Raw genomic sequence first — 15,671 nt, forward strand, 5'->3', positions numbered from 1 at the left:
TGGCACGCTGTTGAGTTCTCAAGGAACGGACACTTCCTTCGGACCGCCTTCCAGCGGGCCCTCCGGGCGCTTCGTTCTTTCGTGTTCCCAGCTTATCAGATGTTTTCCGCTCCGTTTTCCGGCGCTTCGTTCATCCAATTCGCTGGTGTCTTCTACGGCTGTATGCCCCGTCCGACGTTTCAAACTCTAGCCGAGCCCCACTTCGAAAAGCGAATCGGCCGCAATCCGATAAAACAAGCACGCCGAATAGGGCCCAAGCCGCGACAAGGCGCGACCCGGCCCGAACCAGGAGGTGGTGTTTCAGAGGACTGGCCGCCCCGGGACCGTCCGCGCCGATGCGTGTCCGGTGCTCCCTGCCGAGCGACTGGGAGACAGTACCCCCAATTCAGTGCCCGAAACAAACGCCCAGCCCCAGCAGCCCCCGCCGCAACGTCGAGCGACGGACGTGCGACCGCCCCCGGTCACGGCGTCAGGTCGCAGCACCGTCGGCAGCCGTCCGGGCGAGGCGCAGTTGTTCCTCCTCCACGATCAGCGCAGCCAGCGACTGCTCCGAGACGTCGACCGCTTCAGGAGTCGATTCGGCCACGTCACTGCGGCGCGCGTAGTCGTCGAACAGCTGGCTCTTCGCGCGAAGAATCTCCACCATCCGCTGGTCGACGCTGTCCGCGGCCAGCAGGCGGTGCACCTGTACACGCCGGACCTGGCCCATTCGATGGGCTCTGGCTATCGCCTGGCTCTCCAGGGTGGGCTTCACCTGGGGTTCACAGAGAATGACGACCGACGCCGCCTGGATGTTCAGTCCCACACCGCCGGCCTGGATCTGGCTCAGCAGCACCGCATGGCCCTGCACGGCGGCGAACTCGTCCACCACGTCCTGTCGTCGGACAGCGTCCAGGCCTCCGTCGAGCGGGCCGAAAGCACGCTGCCCCAGAGCGTCCTGGACGACCCGCAGGACATCCCGGAAGAACGAGAAGACAACGACCTTCAACCCGTTCTCCGCAGCCTCGTCGACGACCTCCATCAACCGCAGCAGCTTCGCCGACCCTGCCGGGTCCGCGTACGCGGCACGGCGCATGGCCATGAAGTTCCCCTCGGCGACCGCCGAGCGGTAGGCGACGAGATCGGACGCGGACAGTTCCTCCCATTCGTCGACATGAACGACGTCGGGGAGTTCCGTCAGGACGTCCCGCTGGTTGCGGCGCAGGTAGGCCGGTGCCACTGCCTTGCGAAACGACGTCGGGCCTGCGGCGGCCGAGCTGCTGTGGATTCCGGGCAGAAGATCAGGCTGCAGATAGCGGACCAGGTTCCGGAACTCCTCCACCCGGTTCTCCATCGGGGTGCCGGTGAGGAACAGGACGCGGTCAACGCGGTCGGTCCACTCGGCCACCGCCTGCGAGCGCTTCGCGCTGTGGTTCTTGACGTAGTGGGCCTCGTCCACCACGACCATGCCGACCGTGACGTCCTCCGGGACCTCCAGGCGACGCAGTCCGTCGAAGGTCACGACGGCGACACCTCCGCTGCCGAGCCATTCGGTGCGCGCTACTTCCCGCTCCTGGCCGTGGAATCGGAACGCCCTCAGCGTGCTGCGCGACTCGATCTCCCTGATCCAGTTGATGAGGACGCTGGCCGGGCAGACGACGAGGAAGTGTGCGCTCCCGTGCGCCCGGAGATGCGCGAGCGCGGCGATCGCCTGGATCGTCTTCCCGAGGCCCATCTCATCGCCGATGATCACCCGCTTCTGTGCGAGGGCGAAGCGGGCACCGAACGCCTGGTAGCCACGGAGCGAGACCGTGCACCGGGTGTCGTCCAGCGGCTCGGCCCGGACCCGGTCCGACAGGCTCTCCGGGAGGAAGCCCTCGGAGGCGGTGAGCCCGTCGGAGCCGGATCCGACGAACTCGCCCAGAATGCCGTAGAACTCGGCCGAGCGGACCTCGAACTCCCCCCAGGCCTCGACGTCCGTGGCCAGTGGGCGGAGGAGGTCCACCGAGGCCTGGGCGAAGAGCATGGACGCTCCCCGGTCCTCCGTCTCCGCGAGCAGGGCGTCCAACCGATCGACCGCGGCGAATGCCTCCTGTCGGCGCTGCCGCCCGGCGAACAGGCCTCTCACAACGCCCCGGGCCGGCTGGGCGGCGGCGATCAGGGCGGCGGCCTCGTCGGCGACACGCTCCGCCAGTTCCCTGGCCCGTCTCGCCTCGGGCCCGGCGGCGACCAGCCGTTGGAGTGCGACGACCAGCGCGGTGCCGGCCGCGTCCTGGTGGTCGACGTCCAGCCGGATCGCCACGGCCTGCTCGGCGGCCCGGGCGATCTGCCCGGCGGCGGCGATGGCCTGGAGAGCGCTCTGGGCTCCGATTCCGGGCAGCAGTTGGAGCGTGTAGGGCGTGGCGTCCACCACCTGCCGCACGGTCCTGATCCCGGCGGCCTCCAACGCTCCGACGCGCAGACGCCCCTCGGTGACGTCCTTCAGCCGGGCCACGGGAATGCCGTCCAGTTCGTCACGGACCAACTGGCCCCGCAGACCGGCCGCGGCCCGGCGCACGTGCTCGACAGCACCCTGGTGATCGTCGACGACCGCGCGGGCGACCGCATGGAGCCGCTCCCCGTCCGCGAGCACGACCTTGGGCTTCCGGACGGCCCGCTGCCTCTCTCCCACCTACGGCTCCTGTCCCGACTCGACCATGCGGCACCCTCTCCGGGCGTCCACATGATTCCATCCAGGCACCGCCGACCGCCCCGGATTCCGGACCACACCCCGGCCGCCCACTGCCCCGGCGGAGTCTCCGGGCCGGGTGCGTCCGTGCGTCCGTGCGTCCGTCTCGACCGACTTCGGGCACAGGGCCGTCAGCCGGGGGTCACAGCACTGCCAGGCCGGCTTCCAGGTCGTCCAGGCCCAGGGAGCCCTGCCGGAGGGCCGTCATGTGCCAGCGCTTGAGGTCGAAGTCGGCGCCCAGCCGGCGGCGGGCCGCCTCGCGGCCGGCCAGCCAGGCGCGCTCGCCGAGTTTGTAACCGATGGCCTGGCCGGGCCGGCCGAGGTAGCGGACGATCTCACTGTGCAGGTGGGCGGGCGCCAGACCGACGTAGTCGGCCATGAAGGCGGTGGCCAGCTCCGGGGTCCAGCGCTCGCCCGGGTGGAACGGGGAGCCCGCCGGAACGACGCTCTCCAGGTGCATGCCGAGGTCGACGATGACGCGGGCGACGCGCATCATCTGCTTGCCGAGGTAGCCGAGGCGGCGTCCGGGATCGGTGAGGAAGCCGAGCTCGTCCATCAGCCGCTCCGCGTACAGGGCCCAGCCCTCCACGTTGGCGCTGATCTTGCCGAGGGTGACCTGGTAGCGGGACAGCTGTTCCGCCGCCGCGGTCCAGGAGGCGAGCTGCAGGTGGTGCCCGGGGACGCCCTCGTGGTACCAGGTGCTGACCAGGCGCCAGGTGCGGAACCGCTCCTGCGCGTCGCCGTTGGCCAGCGGGAGGAAGGTCCGGCCCGGGCGGGCGAAGTCGAGGCTCGGCCCGCTGTAGTACGGCGCGGCGGCGCTGCCGGCCGGGGCGATCCTGGTCTCGACCCGGCGCAGCGGGCCGGTGATGTCGAAGTGGCGCCCGTCGAGTGCCTCGATCGCGTCGTCCGTGAGCTGCTGCAGCCAGCCGCGCATCTGCTCGGCGCCGCGCACGGTGTGTCCGTGCTGGTCCAGGTGGGCCCGGGCTTCCTGGACGGTGGCGCCGGGCAGCACCCGTTCGGCCTCCGTGCGCAGCTCGGCCCAGACCCGGTGGAACTCCTCCCAGGCCCAGTCGTAGGTCTCGTCCAGGTCCAGGTCGGCGCCGGTGTACCGGCGGGCCCCGAGCAGGTAGCGCTCGCGGCCGACGGCGTCGGGCGTGCCTTCCGCAGCAGACCGGTAGCTGTCGCGGAGCCAGTCCCGGAACGCGGCCACGGCGGCGGTCGCCTCGTTCGCGGCGGTGTCCAGTTCGGGGCGGAGCCGCTGCGGCGCGGGGGTGACGAACTCGGCGAACCAGCCGGGGCCCCCGGCCGTCTCGCCGGTCCACGCGGTGAGCTGCGCGCACAGCACGTCGGCCTGGCGGGGCGCGGCGAGCAGCTTGCGGGCGACGCCCTCCGCCAGCGTGGCCCGGTAGCCGTCCAGCGCGGTGGGCAGGTTGCGCAGCCTGCCCAGGACCGGGGCCCAGTCGTCGTCGGTGGCGGTGGGCATCATCGTGAAGATGCCCCGGAGCTGGTGCACCGGCGTGTGCAGGTTCCGCACGGCGCGGAAGTTCTCGCCGGCCTCGTGCACCCGCACCTCGGCGTCGAGCCGCTCGCGCAGCAGCCGCGCGCACACGAGCTCCGCCGGATCCCCGTCGGGCCCGGTCTCGGGGACGGCGTCCAGGCGCGCCAGCGCCTCCCGCGCGAGCCGGACCGTCTCCTCGACGCCGTCCGGCGACAGGTCGGGCATCCGGTCGTCGCCCGGGGCCAGGCCCAGGGACGTGGAGGTGACGGGATCGTGTGCGGCGACCCGGGCCACGTAGTCGTCGGCGATCTGTCGTGGAGTCATCGTCAGCTCCTTCGGTCGGCGATCGGTCGCGGTACCAGGCGTAGGAGGCCTTCGGGGTGCGCCGGTGCGCCACAAAGTCGCTGCGCCGCAAAGTCGGTGCGCCGCGAAGTCGCTGCGCCACGAAGCCGACGTGGACGAGTCCGGAGCGCCGGCGGAAGCCCTCAGGCCGTCGAACACGTCGTGCATTGTAGCCAGGCTCCGCCCGCCCGCCCCGGACGGCCGCCAAGCCCGCACCGCAGCGGACGGGTTGGGCCACGGCCGGGCACGAACGGCCCGGCACGAACGGCCGGCCCCGACGAGACGGCCGGCCCCGACGAGACGGCCGGGCCGGACGAGACGGCCGCCCCCTCCGGCGCGCAGTGGCGCTGATCACAGCGGGTTTCGCGCCGTCGGCGAAATGCGGGGGCCGCCCAGGTTGTTTGCACAGGCAACCAATTCCGCCCCGGCGCACTCCACTGGCACCCACGAGGGATCCCATGACCGTCACCGAGCCCGCAGCCTCCCGCGCGGCCGAAATCCTGTCCCGGCCCGTCTCGCTCAACGGGCTGACCGTTCCCAACCGCATCGCGATGGCGCCGATGACGCGCAGGTTCTCCCCTGGCGGCGTGCCCGGCGAGGACGTGCGCTCGTACTACGCCCGCCGCGCCGCCTCGGGCGTCGGCCTGATCATCACCGAGGGGACGTACGTCGGCCACGAGTCCGCCGGCCAGAGTGACGACATCCCGCGCTTCCACGGCGAGGAGCAGCTGGCCGGGTGGGCCCGCGTCGCCGAGGACGTCCACGCGGCGGGCGGCACCATCGTGCCGCAGCTCTGGCACATCGGCATGGTGCGCCGGCAGGGCGACCCGCCGTTCGCCGACGCGCCCGCCGTCGGCCCGTCCGGGATCCGGCTGGACGGCACCGAGGGAACGGGCCGGGCGATGACCCGGGCCGATCTGGACGCCGTCATCGGCGCGTTCGCCGAGGCCGCCGCGGCCGCCGAGCGGATCGGCTTCGACGGCGTCGAGCTGCACGGCGCCCACGGCTACCTGCTCGACCAGTTCCTGTGGGCGGGCACCAACCGCCGCACCGATGCCTACGGCGGCGACCCGGTGGCCCGGACGAAGTTCACGGCCGAGCTCGTCGCCGCGGTGCGAGCGGCCGTCTCCCCGGAATTCCCGGTGATCTTCCGCTACTCGCAGTGGAAGTCCGAGAACTACGAGGCCCGCCTCGCCGAGACCCCCCAGGAGCTGGAGGCGGTCCTCACCCCGCTCGCCGAGGCCGGCGTCGACGCCTTCCACGCCTCGACCCGCCGCTACTGGGTCCCCGAGTTCGACGGCTCGGACCTCAACCTGGCCGGCTGGACCAAGAAGCTCACCGGCCGCCCCGCCATCACCGTCGGCTCGGTCGGCCTGGACGGCGACTTCGTCGGTGCCTTCAGGGGCGAGGGCTCCCCGGTCCAGGCCATCGACAACCTGCTCGACCGGCTGGAGCGCGACGAGTTCGACCTGGTCGCCGTCGGCCGTGCCCTCCTCCAGGACCCGCAGTGGGCCGCCAAGGTCCTCTCCGGCCGCCATGCCGAGCTGCGCCCGTACGACGCCGACGCGCTCCGCACCCTCAGCTGACCACCAGCCCCCGAGGACCCGGCCGCGCGGCAGGTACAGCGGCAAGTACAGCGGGGCCGGGTCCCTTCGGAGTCCCGCAGGATCGCGCCGGCCGTACGAGATGTCAACAAGCTTGCGCGAGCCGTGTTTTCGGACGAAGTCGACACGGACGAGGCCGTGGCGCCGGTGGTGGCCCTCGGTCCGCCGAACAGGCCGTCATCAAAGCCGACACCCCCAACTCACCCCGCCGACCCGGCCGAATGCCTCCTCGGTCTGCTGCTCCCACTGCCCTGCGAAGGGTCCCGTGCGGCCTTATGGTGAAGAAAAGACCTCCCGGACGGACCCCTGAGCAGCCTGCCGACGCACGGCGGCGACTTCCCGGAGGAGCGCTGATCATCTTCCCGGAGGAGCGCTGACAATGAGTACCTATCGAGTGGCACAGGCGACCGCCCCGGGCGGTGCGCTCCGACCGGCCGAGCGAGAGGTGCCGCAGCCGGGACCCGGCCACGTGAGGATCGCCGTGGAGGCGTGCGGCGTCTGCCACTCCGACACACTCTTCGTGAACGCCGCGCTACCGGGCGTGTCGTTCCCCGAGGTGCCCGGACACGAGATCGCCGGGCACATCGAGGAGTTCGGCGAAGGCACTCGGGACCGTGGATGGCAGATCGGTGACCGGGTGGCGGTCGGCTGGTTCGGCGGCAGCTGTGGCCACTGCAAGCCGTGCCGCCAGGGCGACTTCATCGTGTGCCGGAACTTGAAGGTCCCGGGATGGGCGTACGACGGAGGCTTCGCCGAGAAGGTGATCGCGCCCGCCGACGCGCTGGCCCGGATCCCCGACGAACTGGCGGCGGGCGATGCCGGGCCGATGGCCTGCGCGGGCGTGACCACGTACAACGGGCTGCGGCGCAGCAGCGCCCGGCCCGGCGACCTGGTCGCGGTGCTCGGGCTCGGCGGCCTCGGGCACCTCGGGGTCCAGTACGCGGTCGCGATGGGCTTCGAGACCGTGGCGATCGCCCGGGGCGCCGAGAAGGCCGGCTTCGCCGAGCAACTGGGCGCCCACCACTACGTCGACAGCACCGCCGGCACCCCGGTCGCCGAGGCGCTGCAGTCCTTCGGCGGCGCCAGGGCCGTGCTGGCCACCGCCGGCAACTCCGAGGCCATCGCGTCCACCCTGGACGGGCTGGCCCCCCGCGGGGAGCTGGTGGTGATCGGGGCGGACACCGCTCCGATGGCGATCAGTCCGGCCGGACTGCTCATGGGTGCCAACCTCGTCCGGGGCCACCCGTCCGGCACCGCGCAGGACGTGGAGGACACGATGGCGTTCAGCGCCCTGCACGGCATCCGCCCGATGACCGAGACCGTGCCGCTGGACCACGCCGAGGAGGCGTACCAGAAGATGCTCGCCGGGAAGGCCCGCTTCCGGATGGTGCTCACCACCGGCTGATCCGGCTCGGCCACCACGGACTTCCCCCGGCTACTCGACCACCACAGGCCTCCCCCGGCTACTCGGGCTACTCGATCACGGGCCAGGCCATCGAGGCGCTCGGCTGCAGCGACTGCTCGGCCCAGATGATCTTGCCCCAGGGGGTGTAGCGCACGCCCCAGCGCTCGGCGAGCCGGGCGACGAGGAACAGGCCGCGGCCGCCCTCGTCCTCGGCGGCCGCGTAGCGCAGGTGCGGGGCGGTGCTGCTGGTGTCGGCGACCTCGCAGATCAGCGTGCGGTCGTATAGCAGCCGCACCCTGATCGGTTCGGTCCCGTGGCGAATGGCATTGGTCACCAGCTCGCTGAGCACCAGCTCGGTGACGAACACGGCCTCCTCAAGGCCCCACTCGGTGAGCTGCCGGGTCGCCTCGGCCCGCGCCCTGCCCACGGCCTCGGGGGTCGCGGCCACGTCCCACTCACTGGTCCGATCGGGCGCCAGCACCCGGGTACGAGCGACGAGCAGGGCGATGTCGTCGGTCTGGCGGACGGGCAGCAGGGCGTCGAGCACGGCGTCGCAGACCTCCTGGGGCGATCGGTCGGCGCGGGCCAGGGTGGCGGTGAGGACGTCCAGGCCGACACCGATGTCGCGGGTGCGGTCCTCGATGAGGCCGTCGGTGTAGAGGACCAGGTTGCTGCCCTGCGGCACCCGCACCTCCGTGGCTTCGAAGGGCATCCCGCCCAGGCCGAGCGGCGGACCGGCGGGAAGGGTGAGGACCTCCACCGTGCCGTCCGGATGGACGAGGGCGGGCGGCGGGTGGCCCGCCCGGGCCAGGGCGCAGATGCCGGTGGTGGGGTCGTAGATGGCGTAGAGGCAGGTGGCGCCGGTGATCGCGAGCTCGCCCTCGGCTGCCGCCGTCTCCTGGTCGATGTGGGCGACCAGTTCGTCCAGGTGTCCGAGGAGCTCGTCCGGCGGCAGGTCGAGGGTGGAGAAGTTCTGGACCGCGGTGCGCAGACGGCCCATGGTCGCGGCCGCGTGCAGGCCGTGGCCGACCACGTCCCCGACGACGAGCGCGACCCGGGTGCCCGACAACGGGATGACGTCGAACCAGTCGCCGCCGACCCCCGCCTGGGCGGGGAGGTAGCGGTAGGCGATGTCGAGGGCGCTCTGCTCGGGCAACGCGCGCGGCAACAGGCTGTGCTGGAGGGTGACGGCCATCGTGTGCTCGCGGGTGTAGCGGCGGGCGTTGTCGATGGACACGGCGGCCCGGGCGGCCAGCTCCTCGGCCAGGGACAGGTCCTCGTCCTCGAAGGGACCTCGGTCACGGCTGCGCCAGAAGCAGGCGATGCCCATCAGCACGCCCCGTGCCGACAGCGGAACGGCGATCAGCGATGCCAGGCCGAACTCCAGCACCGCCTGTGTGCGCTCGGTGTCCTGCATGCGCCAGCCGGCGTCGGTCGCCAGCTCGGCGACCAGCGTGGGACGCCCCCTGACGAAACCCGCCGCCTGCGGGGTGCCCCGATCCCACCTGACCAGCTCCCCTTGGGGGTACAGCGGCGAATCGTCCCGGACGCCCGCGAGCGCCACCCGCCGCAGCTCCACCGGGGCATCGACCACCAGGGCCCGCGGCTCCTCGCCGTCCAGGACCGCCTCGGCGAGGTCGACGGTGGCGTAGTCGCAGAATTCGTGGGCGGCCGTCCGGACGAGCTCCTCCGCGGTGCGCCGGACGTCCAGGGTCGTGCCGATGGCCAGGCTCGCTTCGTACAGCAGCCTGAGCCGGCTGCGGGCGACCTCGGCCTTCCCCGCGAGGGCGCGCAGTTCGGTGGAGTCGCGCAGGGTGGTGACGCTGCCCGACGGGCCTCCCCCGCTGTCGGTGGGGCGGCTGTTGACGGCCAGCAGGCGGTCTCCGACGGGGAGCACCTCGTCGGTGACCGCACGGTCGGAGATCAGCAGTTCGGCCGTACGGGGGGCGAGGCCGAGGTCGGCGACGGGAAGCCCCTCCACGTCGGGGGGCAGGTCGAGCAGGCGGCGCGCCTCGTCGTTGGCGAGCAGGACCCGGCCGTCGCCGCCGACGATGGCCACGCCCTCGCGCACCGCGTGCAGCACCGCGTCGTGGTGCTCGTACATCCGGGTCATCTCTTCCGGCCCCAGGCCGCGGGTCTGCCGCAGCAGACGCCTGCCCACCAGCGCCGTACCGGCCGTGGCCAGGCCGAGCGCCAAGGCGCCGACGCCCAGGACGACCGGCAGCTGGCGGTTGAACGCGCTGCTCACGTTGGAGACCTTCATCCCGGACGAGACGATGCCCACGACCGCCCCGTGGGAGTCCTCCACCGGGACGACCACCTGGTACTCGGAGCCGAGTGGGCCGTGCACGTCCTCGACGGTGACCTGGCCGTGCAGCGACGGCCCGATGGTTCCGATGAACATCTTGCCGATCAGCTCCGGATCGGGGTGGGTGTACCGGATGCCGTTGCGGTCGGTCACCACGATGAAGTCGACCCCGGCAGCCGTGCGGGCCTCTTCGGTCAGCGGCTGGAGCACCGCGCTGGGGTCGGGGCCCTGCATCGTCGCCACCAGGCCGGGACCGTGGGCGAACGCCTGGGCCGCGGCGAGCGTGCGGCCGCGCGCCGCGTCGAACCGGTCGCTGCGGGACTGGACCAGCAGCACGACGACGGCCGTCACCACGAGCAACAGCACGATGAGCACCTGTAGGACGAACATCTGACCGGCGACACTCCGGATGCTCATCACCGACCACAGGCGATGCGCCGACTGCTCCCGCGGGGCTGAGCGTGGGTGTCGCCGCTCACGACGGCTACCCGATCGGCGCAGGGGCAGCCAGGAGGAGCGGCCCGTGTCTCTGGCCATACACCCATGATCCACCGCACCCCGGGCACGGGCGGGCCACACTACGCTGATGGGGGCGAAGCGCAGGTGGCAGCATGTCCCGCCGCAACACCGAACGGCTCACCCGCCCCGCGACCGGCCGGGCGCACGCCGTTCATCTCCTCTCGTCTCCTCTCGTCTCCTCTCGTCTCCTCCACGGTCGAACAGTCGTCGGCGCGGATGTCAGGTGGGGGACGGAGCGGTGTGGAACTGGCGGGTGAGGTAGTTGGACCAGGTCTGGTGGAAGGTGGTGGCGAGCCGGGAGTGGGGGGCGATGAGGTCGAAGGCGTGGTAGGCGCCGGGGTAGAGGTGGAATTCGACCGGGACGCCGTGGGCCCGCAGGCGGGTGGCGTAGTCGAGGTTCTCGTCGCGGAAGCAGTCGAGGTCGCCGACGGTGATGAAGGTGGGCGGCAGGGCGCTGAGGTCGGTGGTGCGGGAGGGGGCGGAGTAGGGGCAGACGTCGTCGGTGCCGGCGCGGTCGCCCAGGATCGCCTGCCAGGCGAGGAGGTTGGTCGAGCGGTCCCAGATGCCGATGTCGGTGATCTCGTGGCTCGATGCGGTGCGGTTGCGGTCGTCGAGCATGGGATACGTGAGTGATTGGAACAGCGGTGCCACGCCGCCTCGGTCGCGGATCAGGAGGGTCGTGGCCGCCGCGACGCCTCCGCCGCCGCTCTGGCCCCCGATGCCGATGCGGGTGCCGTCCAGGCCCAGGGCCTCCGCCTCGCGGCCGAGCCACTGGTAGGCGGTGAAGCCGTCCTCGGCGGCGCCGGGAGCGGGTGTCTCGGGGGCGAGCCGGTAGTCGACCACCGCGACGGCGCAGCCGAGGCTCGCGCCCAGCTGGGTGAGCCACGGGTCGTCCTGGGCCGCGAAGCCGAGGACCTGTCCGCCGCCGTGGAACCAGAGCAGGACCGGCAGGGGTCCGGGCGCTTCGGTGGGGCGCAGAAGGCGGATGGGTACGTCGGGGCCGCCCGTTCGGCGCGCGAGGTGCGTCTCGATGGTGACCGACGGGTCGCCGGGCTGCGCGTCGGCGGCGGCCTAGGCCTGGGCGCGGAACGCCGCGCGCGTTGCGGCGAGGTCCGTCAGGTCGAACGCGCCGTTGGGGGTCATGGGGACTGCGTCGAGGGCCAGGCTCAGTTCCTGGTCCATCAGTTGACGGGATGCGGGCATGGCCGTTCCTGCTCTCGGGGGAGGTGTTTCGGCGGGAGGCGTTTCAGGGGCGGAACGCGTCGATGACGACCACGCCGGTGGGTCCGTACGTCTCCAGGGACTCCAGGACCCCGCTCGCCTCGTGGAGGCCGACGGTGCGCGAGACGATGCGGCCGGGGTCGAGGCGACCGGCGGCGATCATGTTCAACATCGTGCCGAAGCGCTGGCCCTGCATGCCGAAGGCGCTCAGGAACTCCAGTTCCTTGACCATCATGACGTCGACCGGCAGCGCGACGTCCCCCTGTTCCGCAGCGGTGGTGTGGCCGAGTTGGAGGTGGCGGCCGCGGGTGCGTAGGGAGAGGACGGAGTTGCGGCAGGCGGCGGCGATGCCCACGGCGTCGACCGACACGTGCGCACCGCCGCCGGTGAGGGTCTTCACCGCTTCGGCGGGGTCATCGGTCGCCGCGTTGACGGTGTGGACGGCGCCGAGTGCGCGGGCGGTGTCCAGCTTGTCGTCCGTGATGTCGATCGCGATGACGTTGGCGCCCGTCGCCGCGGCGATCTCGACCGTCGACAGCCCCATGCCGCCACCGGCGCCGTACACCGCGACCCATTCGCCGCCGCGGACCTTCGCCTGGTCGACGACGCCGTGGAAGGCGGTCATGTAGCGGCAGGCCAGCGCGGCGACGTTCACGAAGCCGACGCCCTCCGGCACTTCGACCAGGTTGACGTCGGCGAAGCGGACCATGACGTACTCGGCGAAGGCACCCCAGTAGGACACCCCGGGTACGAGCGAGTCCACGTGCTCGCAGACGTGCTGATTACCGCTGCGGCACATCTCGCACGCGCCCTCGCCGGGGTTCATCGGGAAGATGACGCGGTCGCCCTCCTTCCACCCCCGCACCTCACGGCCGACCTCCACGACGGTGCCGGCGAACTCGTGGCCGAGGACGAACGGGGCCTCGACACGCGGCCCGCCCGTCCAGAACTCCCCGGCCCACAGGGCCCAGTCGGTCCGGCAGATCCCGTTCGCCCCGACGCGCACGATCGCGCCGTCCGGCGGGCAGGAGGGATCGGGCACGTCGCGGATGACGAGCGGCTTGTGGAGTTCCTCGATGACTGCGGCGCGCATGGCGCGGCCTCCTCGTGCTGGGAGTCGACGGGAGCGGGGAGCAACCGCCTGAAGTCCACCGGTTCAAGTGGTGGACTTTGAAGCTAGCCGTTTGCCCGGAATCATGTCAACCACATAGAGTGGTGGACATGGATGACAGGGCCAGCAGGGACGGCGGGGACGGCAGTCGCGAGGGGCGCCAGCGCGCCAAGGCCGACTTCCGCTTCGACGACGCGCGGCTGTGCTTCGCCTTCGCCGGCACCCTGGCCGACCGCGGCGCGGACACGCCCTTCGAACGGCTGGCCCGGCCGGAGGACTTGAGCCGCTGGGCCGTCGAAAGCGACTGCACGACAGCGGCACCGCCCTGCACCGAGGCCGACCTCGACCGCGCCAGGCAACTGCGTGAGGCGATCCAGCGGACCGGCCGCGCTCTGGCGGACACCACGCCGCCCGCGCCCGAGGACATCGCGCTCGTCAACCGCGCCGCCGCCGAGCCCCCCTCGACACCCGAGCTCGCCCCCGACGCGACCACCGTGCGCTGGCACGGCGATGCGCTCGCGGCAGTACTCTCGATGGTCGCCCGGGATCTGATCGCCCTCTGCGCATCGGAGCACCGCACCCGCGTCCGCATCTGCGGCAACCCCGACTGCGGCGCCCCCTTCGTCGACACCTCCCGCGCGGGCGCCCGCCGCTGGTGCTCGATGAAGACCTGCGGCGCCCTCGTCAAGAAGCGCGCCTACCGGGCCAGGCAACAGATACCCGCCGACGGCGCCCAGTAGCGCATAGGCCGCCGCACGGACAATCAAGAAGCAGTAAGTCGGGTAGCCGGGTCACATTGCCGTGACCCGGCTACCCGACTATGTCACCAGGCATTCGCAAGCGCACCGCGCAGACATGGGCTCCCAGCCTTCGGATCCCCGCCGAACCCGTACTGGGCCTGCCGAGCGCTACGTCCGAACGACGTCCCAACTACCGCACGCGCCGGTCCCGGTGGGCGGCGATCAGGTCGCGGTACCAGGTGTAGGAGGCCTTCGGGGTGCGCTGTCGGGTCGCGAAGTCGACGTGGATGAGGCCGAAGCGCTGGTGGTGGCCCTCAGCCCGTCGAACAGGGTGGCATTGGAGTCACGGCTCGTCCTGGCCAGTGGCGATCTGCCCGCACTATGCGCTGTGAAGCCATCGCGACCTTGGAGATCCTGGTCTTACCGGAAAGTCAAGACGGCAGCCACCAAGATGATTTATGCCGAAGGGGTAGCGGACAGTTCGCGCCTCACCCAAGATGACGCGCATGACTGTGCCGCCGCCACCCGACCCCCCGAACGGTTCCGCATTCGTCACCCTGAGCCACAGTGGCGCGAAGGGCCGATTCGGCGTCTCCTACATCCGCTCCATCGCAAGCCAGGCAGGAGTTGGTTTCACTGAGACCTCTCCCGACGAAGACGTCCTGGCTGTGGACGGGACCATCGACTTCGCGGTCGCGTCGGCCCGTGTACAGGTCAAATGCACGTCACAGTTCTCAATCGGCGGAAGCAGCGCTACCTGGAAGTCCGAACTCCACTGGAGGGAACAGTGGGGCCAAAGCCTACTTCCGGTCTACTTCGTCCTCGTCGTTCTCGACTTCGACGAGCGCCCTCGATGGATCGAGCACCATCCAGGGGGCACCGACCACAAAGCTGCTGCCTTCTGGGTGCGTGTCAACAACACCAGCACTGGGGACAAGATCCGCATTCCCAAGGACCAACGCCTCACGGTCGACGTCGTCGAGCAGTGGCACAGGGAGGTTGAAGCATGCTTCACGCCGGCAGCCTAGGCGTTCCGGTCGTCCGTCTTCCGACGCTGGCACAGTTGCGAACCTACATGGAGTACAGCGGCTGGGTCTGCCAACCGCCCGGCGTAGGGGGATCCCTATGGGGCAAAGGTGAGGCACGGATCGGCGTCCCCGCGATCGAGGGGAACGATTCCGTCATCGCCAAGGGAATTCTCGACCGCCTTGCCACCCACGAAGGCACAACTACAGCGCTCCTCGGGCCCAGAATCCGCTACCACCGCATGGATGTGACTCTCCTGCGCGCGGCCAACGACCGTCGGATCACCGACACCATCCCGTTCGAGGCGGCTTCGACCGTCATTAGTTCTGCCAGGAAGCTTCTCCGCGCCGCTGGAACCACGGCTTGGAACGAGCGCGGCGAAATCGGCGGCAACTACGCACGCCGAGGGGACGAGGTTCTCAGGAAAGCGCGGATGGATCACACTCAGGAGGGGTCATTCATTATCCCACTCCTGGTGCCGCTTCCCGAGCCTGAGCACCGCTCCTACGAACAACCGGCCCTGCCCGGCGTGGAAGTACTGCTCTCGCCCCCTGAACCGTTCGAACGACGTGTCACCCGAACGTTCGCTCAGTCGATCATGGCGGTGAAGGAAATCATCCTCGATCCCGAGCACTCACCTACCGAGAGCGACCTTTACTCGGTCGTGGAACGCGGTGTCAGCAGGGAATTCTGCTCAGCCCTGGCACAGATCCTGGCCGAACCGGCGGTCGGCGAGTTCGAGACCAGGTTCGGTTGGGCCGAATCACTACCTGCTCCATCCACCATGCCTGACTCCGTGGTCATCGACAGCGACGCCTCTCAGAAGATCGAGGAGGTTGCGATACAGCTCAAGCGGAGCCGCATCGATGCCCGTTCGACATTCTCGGGCAGCATCGTGGAACTGCGTCACGTCACCGATGAGCCCTTCGGTTGGGTCACCATCTCGACAGTCCGCCGAGGACGGGTATCGGAGATCCGGATCCAACTCCCGTTCGAACGTTACCAGGAGGCCGTCTCCTGGCACCATGCCCAACGTGCCGTCATCGTCGAGGGTCAGGTACGAATCGGCCCCGGACGCCGCCTGATCGTCGACGATCCGGTGAAGTGCCGCCCCATTGACGAGATCCTCCTGCCGCTTCTGTGAGTTGGAGGCCATGCGTGGACCCGTCACCGTGCCCGTAACTCGGGAC

At 70.8% G+C, this 15,671-nt stretch carries 11 protein-coding genes and 1 pseudogene; 5 read left to right on the plus strand and 7 right to left on the minus strand.

Going from position 1 to position 15,671, the window contains the following annotated elements:
• Window positions 1-469 precede the first annotated feature (469 nt).
• The gene (locus tag AB0O19_RS31430; protein ID WP_363624460.1) at window positions 470-2,650 is read right to left on the minus strand and encodes a DEAD/DEAH box helicase; all 2,181 of its coding nucleotides are present in this window, start codon (window positions 2,648-2,650) and stop codon (window positions 470-472) included.
• A gap of 199 nt (window positions 2,651-2,849) precedes the next feature.
• Window positions 2,850-4,529, minus strand: coding sequence for a DUF885 domain-containing protein (locus tag AB0O19_RS31435; protein WP_363624462.1), 1,680 nt, complete (start codon window positions 4,527-4,529; stop codon window positions 2,850-2,852).
• Window positions 4,530-5,005: 476 nt separating this feature from the next.
• Here AB0O19_RS31435 and AB0O19_RS31440 point away from each other — a divergent pair, with 476 nt between their 5' ends.
• Both AB0O19_RS31440 and AB0O19_RS31445 read left to right on the plus strand, forming a co-directional pair.
• Window positions 5,006-6,133, plus strand: coding sequence for an NADH:flavin oxidoreductase (locus tag AB0O19_RS31440; RefSeq protein ID WP_363624464.1), 1,128 nt, complete (start codon window positions 5,006-5,008; stop codon window positions 6,131-6,133).
• A 397-nt stretch (window positions 6,134-6,530) separates the two neighbouring features.
• Window positions 6,531-7,556, plus strand: a complete 1,026-nt coding sequence (locus AB0O19_RS31445; RefSeq protein ID WP_363624466.1) for an alcohol dehydrogenase catalytic domain-containing protein — start codon at window positions 6,531-6,533, stop codon at window positions 7,554-7,556.
• Window positions 7,557-7,623: 67 nt separating this feature from the next.
• Here AB0O19_RS31445 and AB0O19_RS31450 read toward each other — a convergent pair whose 3' ends face one another.
• The 4 genes from AB0O19_RS31450 to AB0O19_RS31465 form a co-directional block, all read right to left on the minus strand.
• Window positions 7,624-10,281 carry a SpoIIE family protein phosphatase gene (locus AB0O19_RS31450; protein WP_363624467.1) on the minus strand — a complete coding sequence of 886 codons (2,658 nt, stop codon included), beginning with the start codon at window positions 10,279-10,281 and terminating at the stop codon, window positions 7,624-7,626.
• Between the two features lie 321 nt (window positions 10,282-10,602).
• Window positions 10,603-11,415, minus strand: coding sequence for an alpha/beta hydrolase (locus AB0O19_RS31455; protein ID WP_363624575.1), 813 nt, complete (start codon window positions 11,413-11,415; stop codon window positions 10,603-10,605).
• Between the two features lie 39 nt (window positions 11,416-11,454).
• Window positions 11,455-11,586 (minus strand): hypothetical protein, encoded by a 132-nt coding sequence (locus AB0O19_RS31460; protein WP_363624469.1) that lies wholly within the window; start codon window positions 11,584-11,586, stop codon window positions 11,455-11,457.
• Window positions 11,587-11,629: 43 nt separating this feature from the next.
• Complete coding sequence (locus tag AB0O19_RS31465) at window positions 11,630-12,697, minus strand: alcohol dehydrogenase catalytic domain-containing protein (RefSeq protein ID WP_363624471.1); 1,068 nt, start codon at window positions 12,695-12,697, stop codon at window positions 11,630-11,632.
• Between the two features lie 128 nt (window positions 12,698-12,825).
• Between AB0O19_RS31465 and AB0O19_RS31470 the strand changes: the two genes are divergently transcribed.
• Window positions 12,826-13,455: an ABATE domain-containing protein gene (locus AB0O19_RS31470; protein ID WP_363624473.1), complete on the plus strand. Its 630-nt coding sequence runs from the start codon at window positions 12,826-12,828 to the stop codon at window positions 13,453-13,455.
• A 190-nt stretch (window positions 13,456-13,645) separates the two neighbouring features.
• Here the strand turns inward: AB0O19_RS31470 and AB0O19_RS31475 are convergent.
• Window positions 13,646-13,774 (minus strand): annotated as a pseudogene (locus AB0O19_RS31475) (family 1 glycosylhydrolase); the annotation flags it as partial.
• Between the two features lie 187 nt (window positions 13,775-13,961).
• Between AB0O19_RS31475 and AB0O19_RS31480 the strand changes: the two are divergent.
• Window positions 13,962-14,483 (plus strand): DUF4365 domain-containing protein, encoded by a 522-nt coding sequence (locus tag AB0O19_RS31480; RefSeq protein ID WP_363624475.1) that lies wholly within the window; start codon window positions 13,962-13,964, stop codon window positions 14,481-14,483.
• The gene (locus AB0O19_RS31485; protein ID WP_363624477.1) at window positions 14,462-15,625 is read left to right on the plus strand and encodes a hypothetical protein; all 1,164 of its coding nucleotides are present in this window, start codon (window positions 14,462-14,464) and stop codon (window positions 15,623-15,625) included. Before AB0O19_RS31480 ends, AB0O19_RS31485 begins: the two co-directional genes overlap by 22 nt.
• The last annotated feature ends 46 nt before the right edge of the window (window positions 15,626-15,671 follow it).

Source organism: Kitasatospora sp. NPDC091276, assembly GCF_040684355.1.
GTDB lineage: Bacteria > Actinomycetota > Actinomycetes > Streptomycetales > Streptomycetaceae > Kitasatospora.

Excerpts from the sequence above, each read along its gene's own strand:
- AB0O19_RS31460 (WP_363624469.1), bottom strand. The coding sequence starts at position 11,586 with ATGCCCGCATCCCGTCAACTGATGGACCAGGAACTGAGCCTGGCCCTC.
- AB0O19_RS31480 (WP_363624475.1), top strand. The coding sequence starts at position 13,962 with ATGACTGTGCCGCCGCCACCCGACCCCCCGAACGGTTCCGCATTCGTC.
- AB0O19_RS31450 (WP_363624467.1), bottom strand. The coding sequence starts at position 10,281 with ATGAGCATCCGGAGTGTCGCCGGTCAGATGTTCGTCCTACAGGTGCTC.
- AB0O19_RS31465 (WP_363624471.1), bottom strand. The coding sequence starts at position 12,697 with ATGCGCGCCGCAGTCATCGAGGAACTCCACAAGCCGCTCGTCATCCGC.
- AB0O19_RS31485 (WP_363624477.1), top strand. The coding sequence starts at position 14,462 with ATGCTTCACGCCGGCAGCCTAGGCGTTCCGGTCGTCCGTCTTCCGACG.
- AB0O19_RS31435 (WP_363624462.1), bottom strand. The coding sequence starts at position 4,529 with ATGACTCCACGACAGATCGCCGACGACTACGTGGCCCGGGTCGCCGCA.
- AB0O19_RS31445 (WP_363624466.1), top strand. The coding sequence starts at position 6,531 with ATGAGTACCTATCGAGTGGCACAGGCGACCGCCCCGGGCGGTGCGCTC.
- AB0O19_RS31440 (WP_363624464.1), top strand. The coding sequence starts at position 5,006 with ATGACCGTCACCGAGCCCGCAGCCTCCCGCGCGGCCGAAATCCTGTCC.
- AB0O19_RS31470 (WP_363624473.1), top strand. The coding sequence starts at position 12,826 with ATGGATGACAGGGCCAGCAGGGACGGCGGGGACGGCAGTCGCGAGGGG.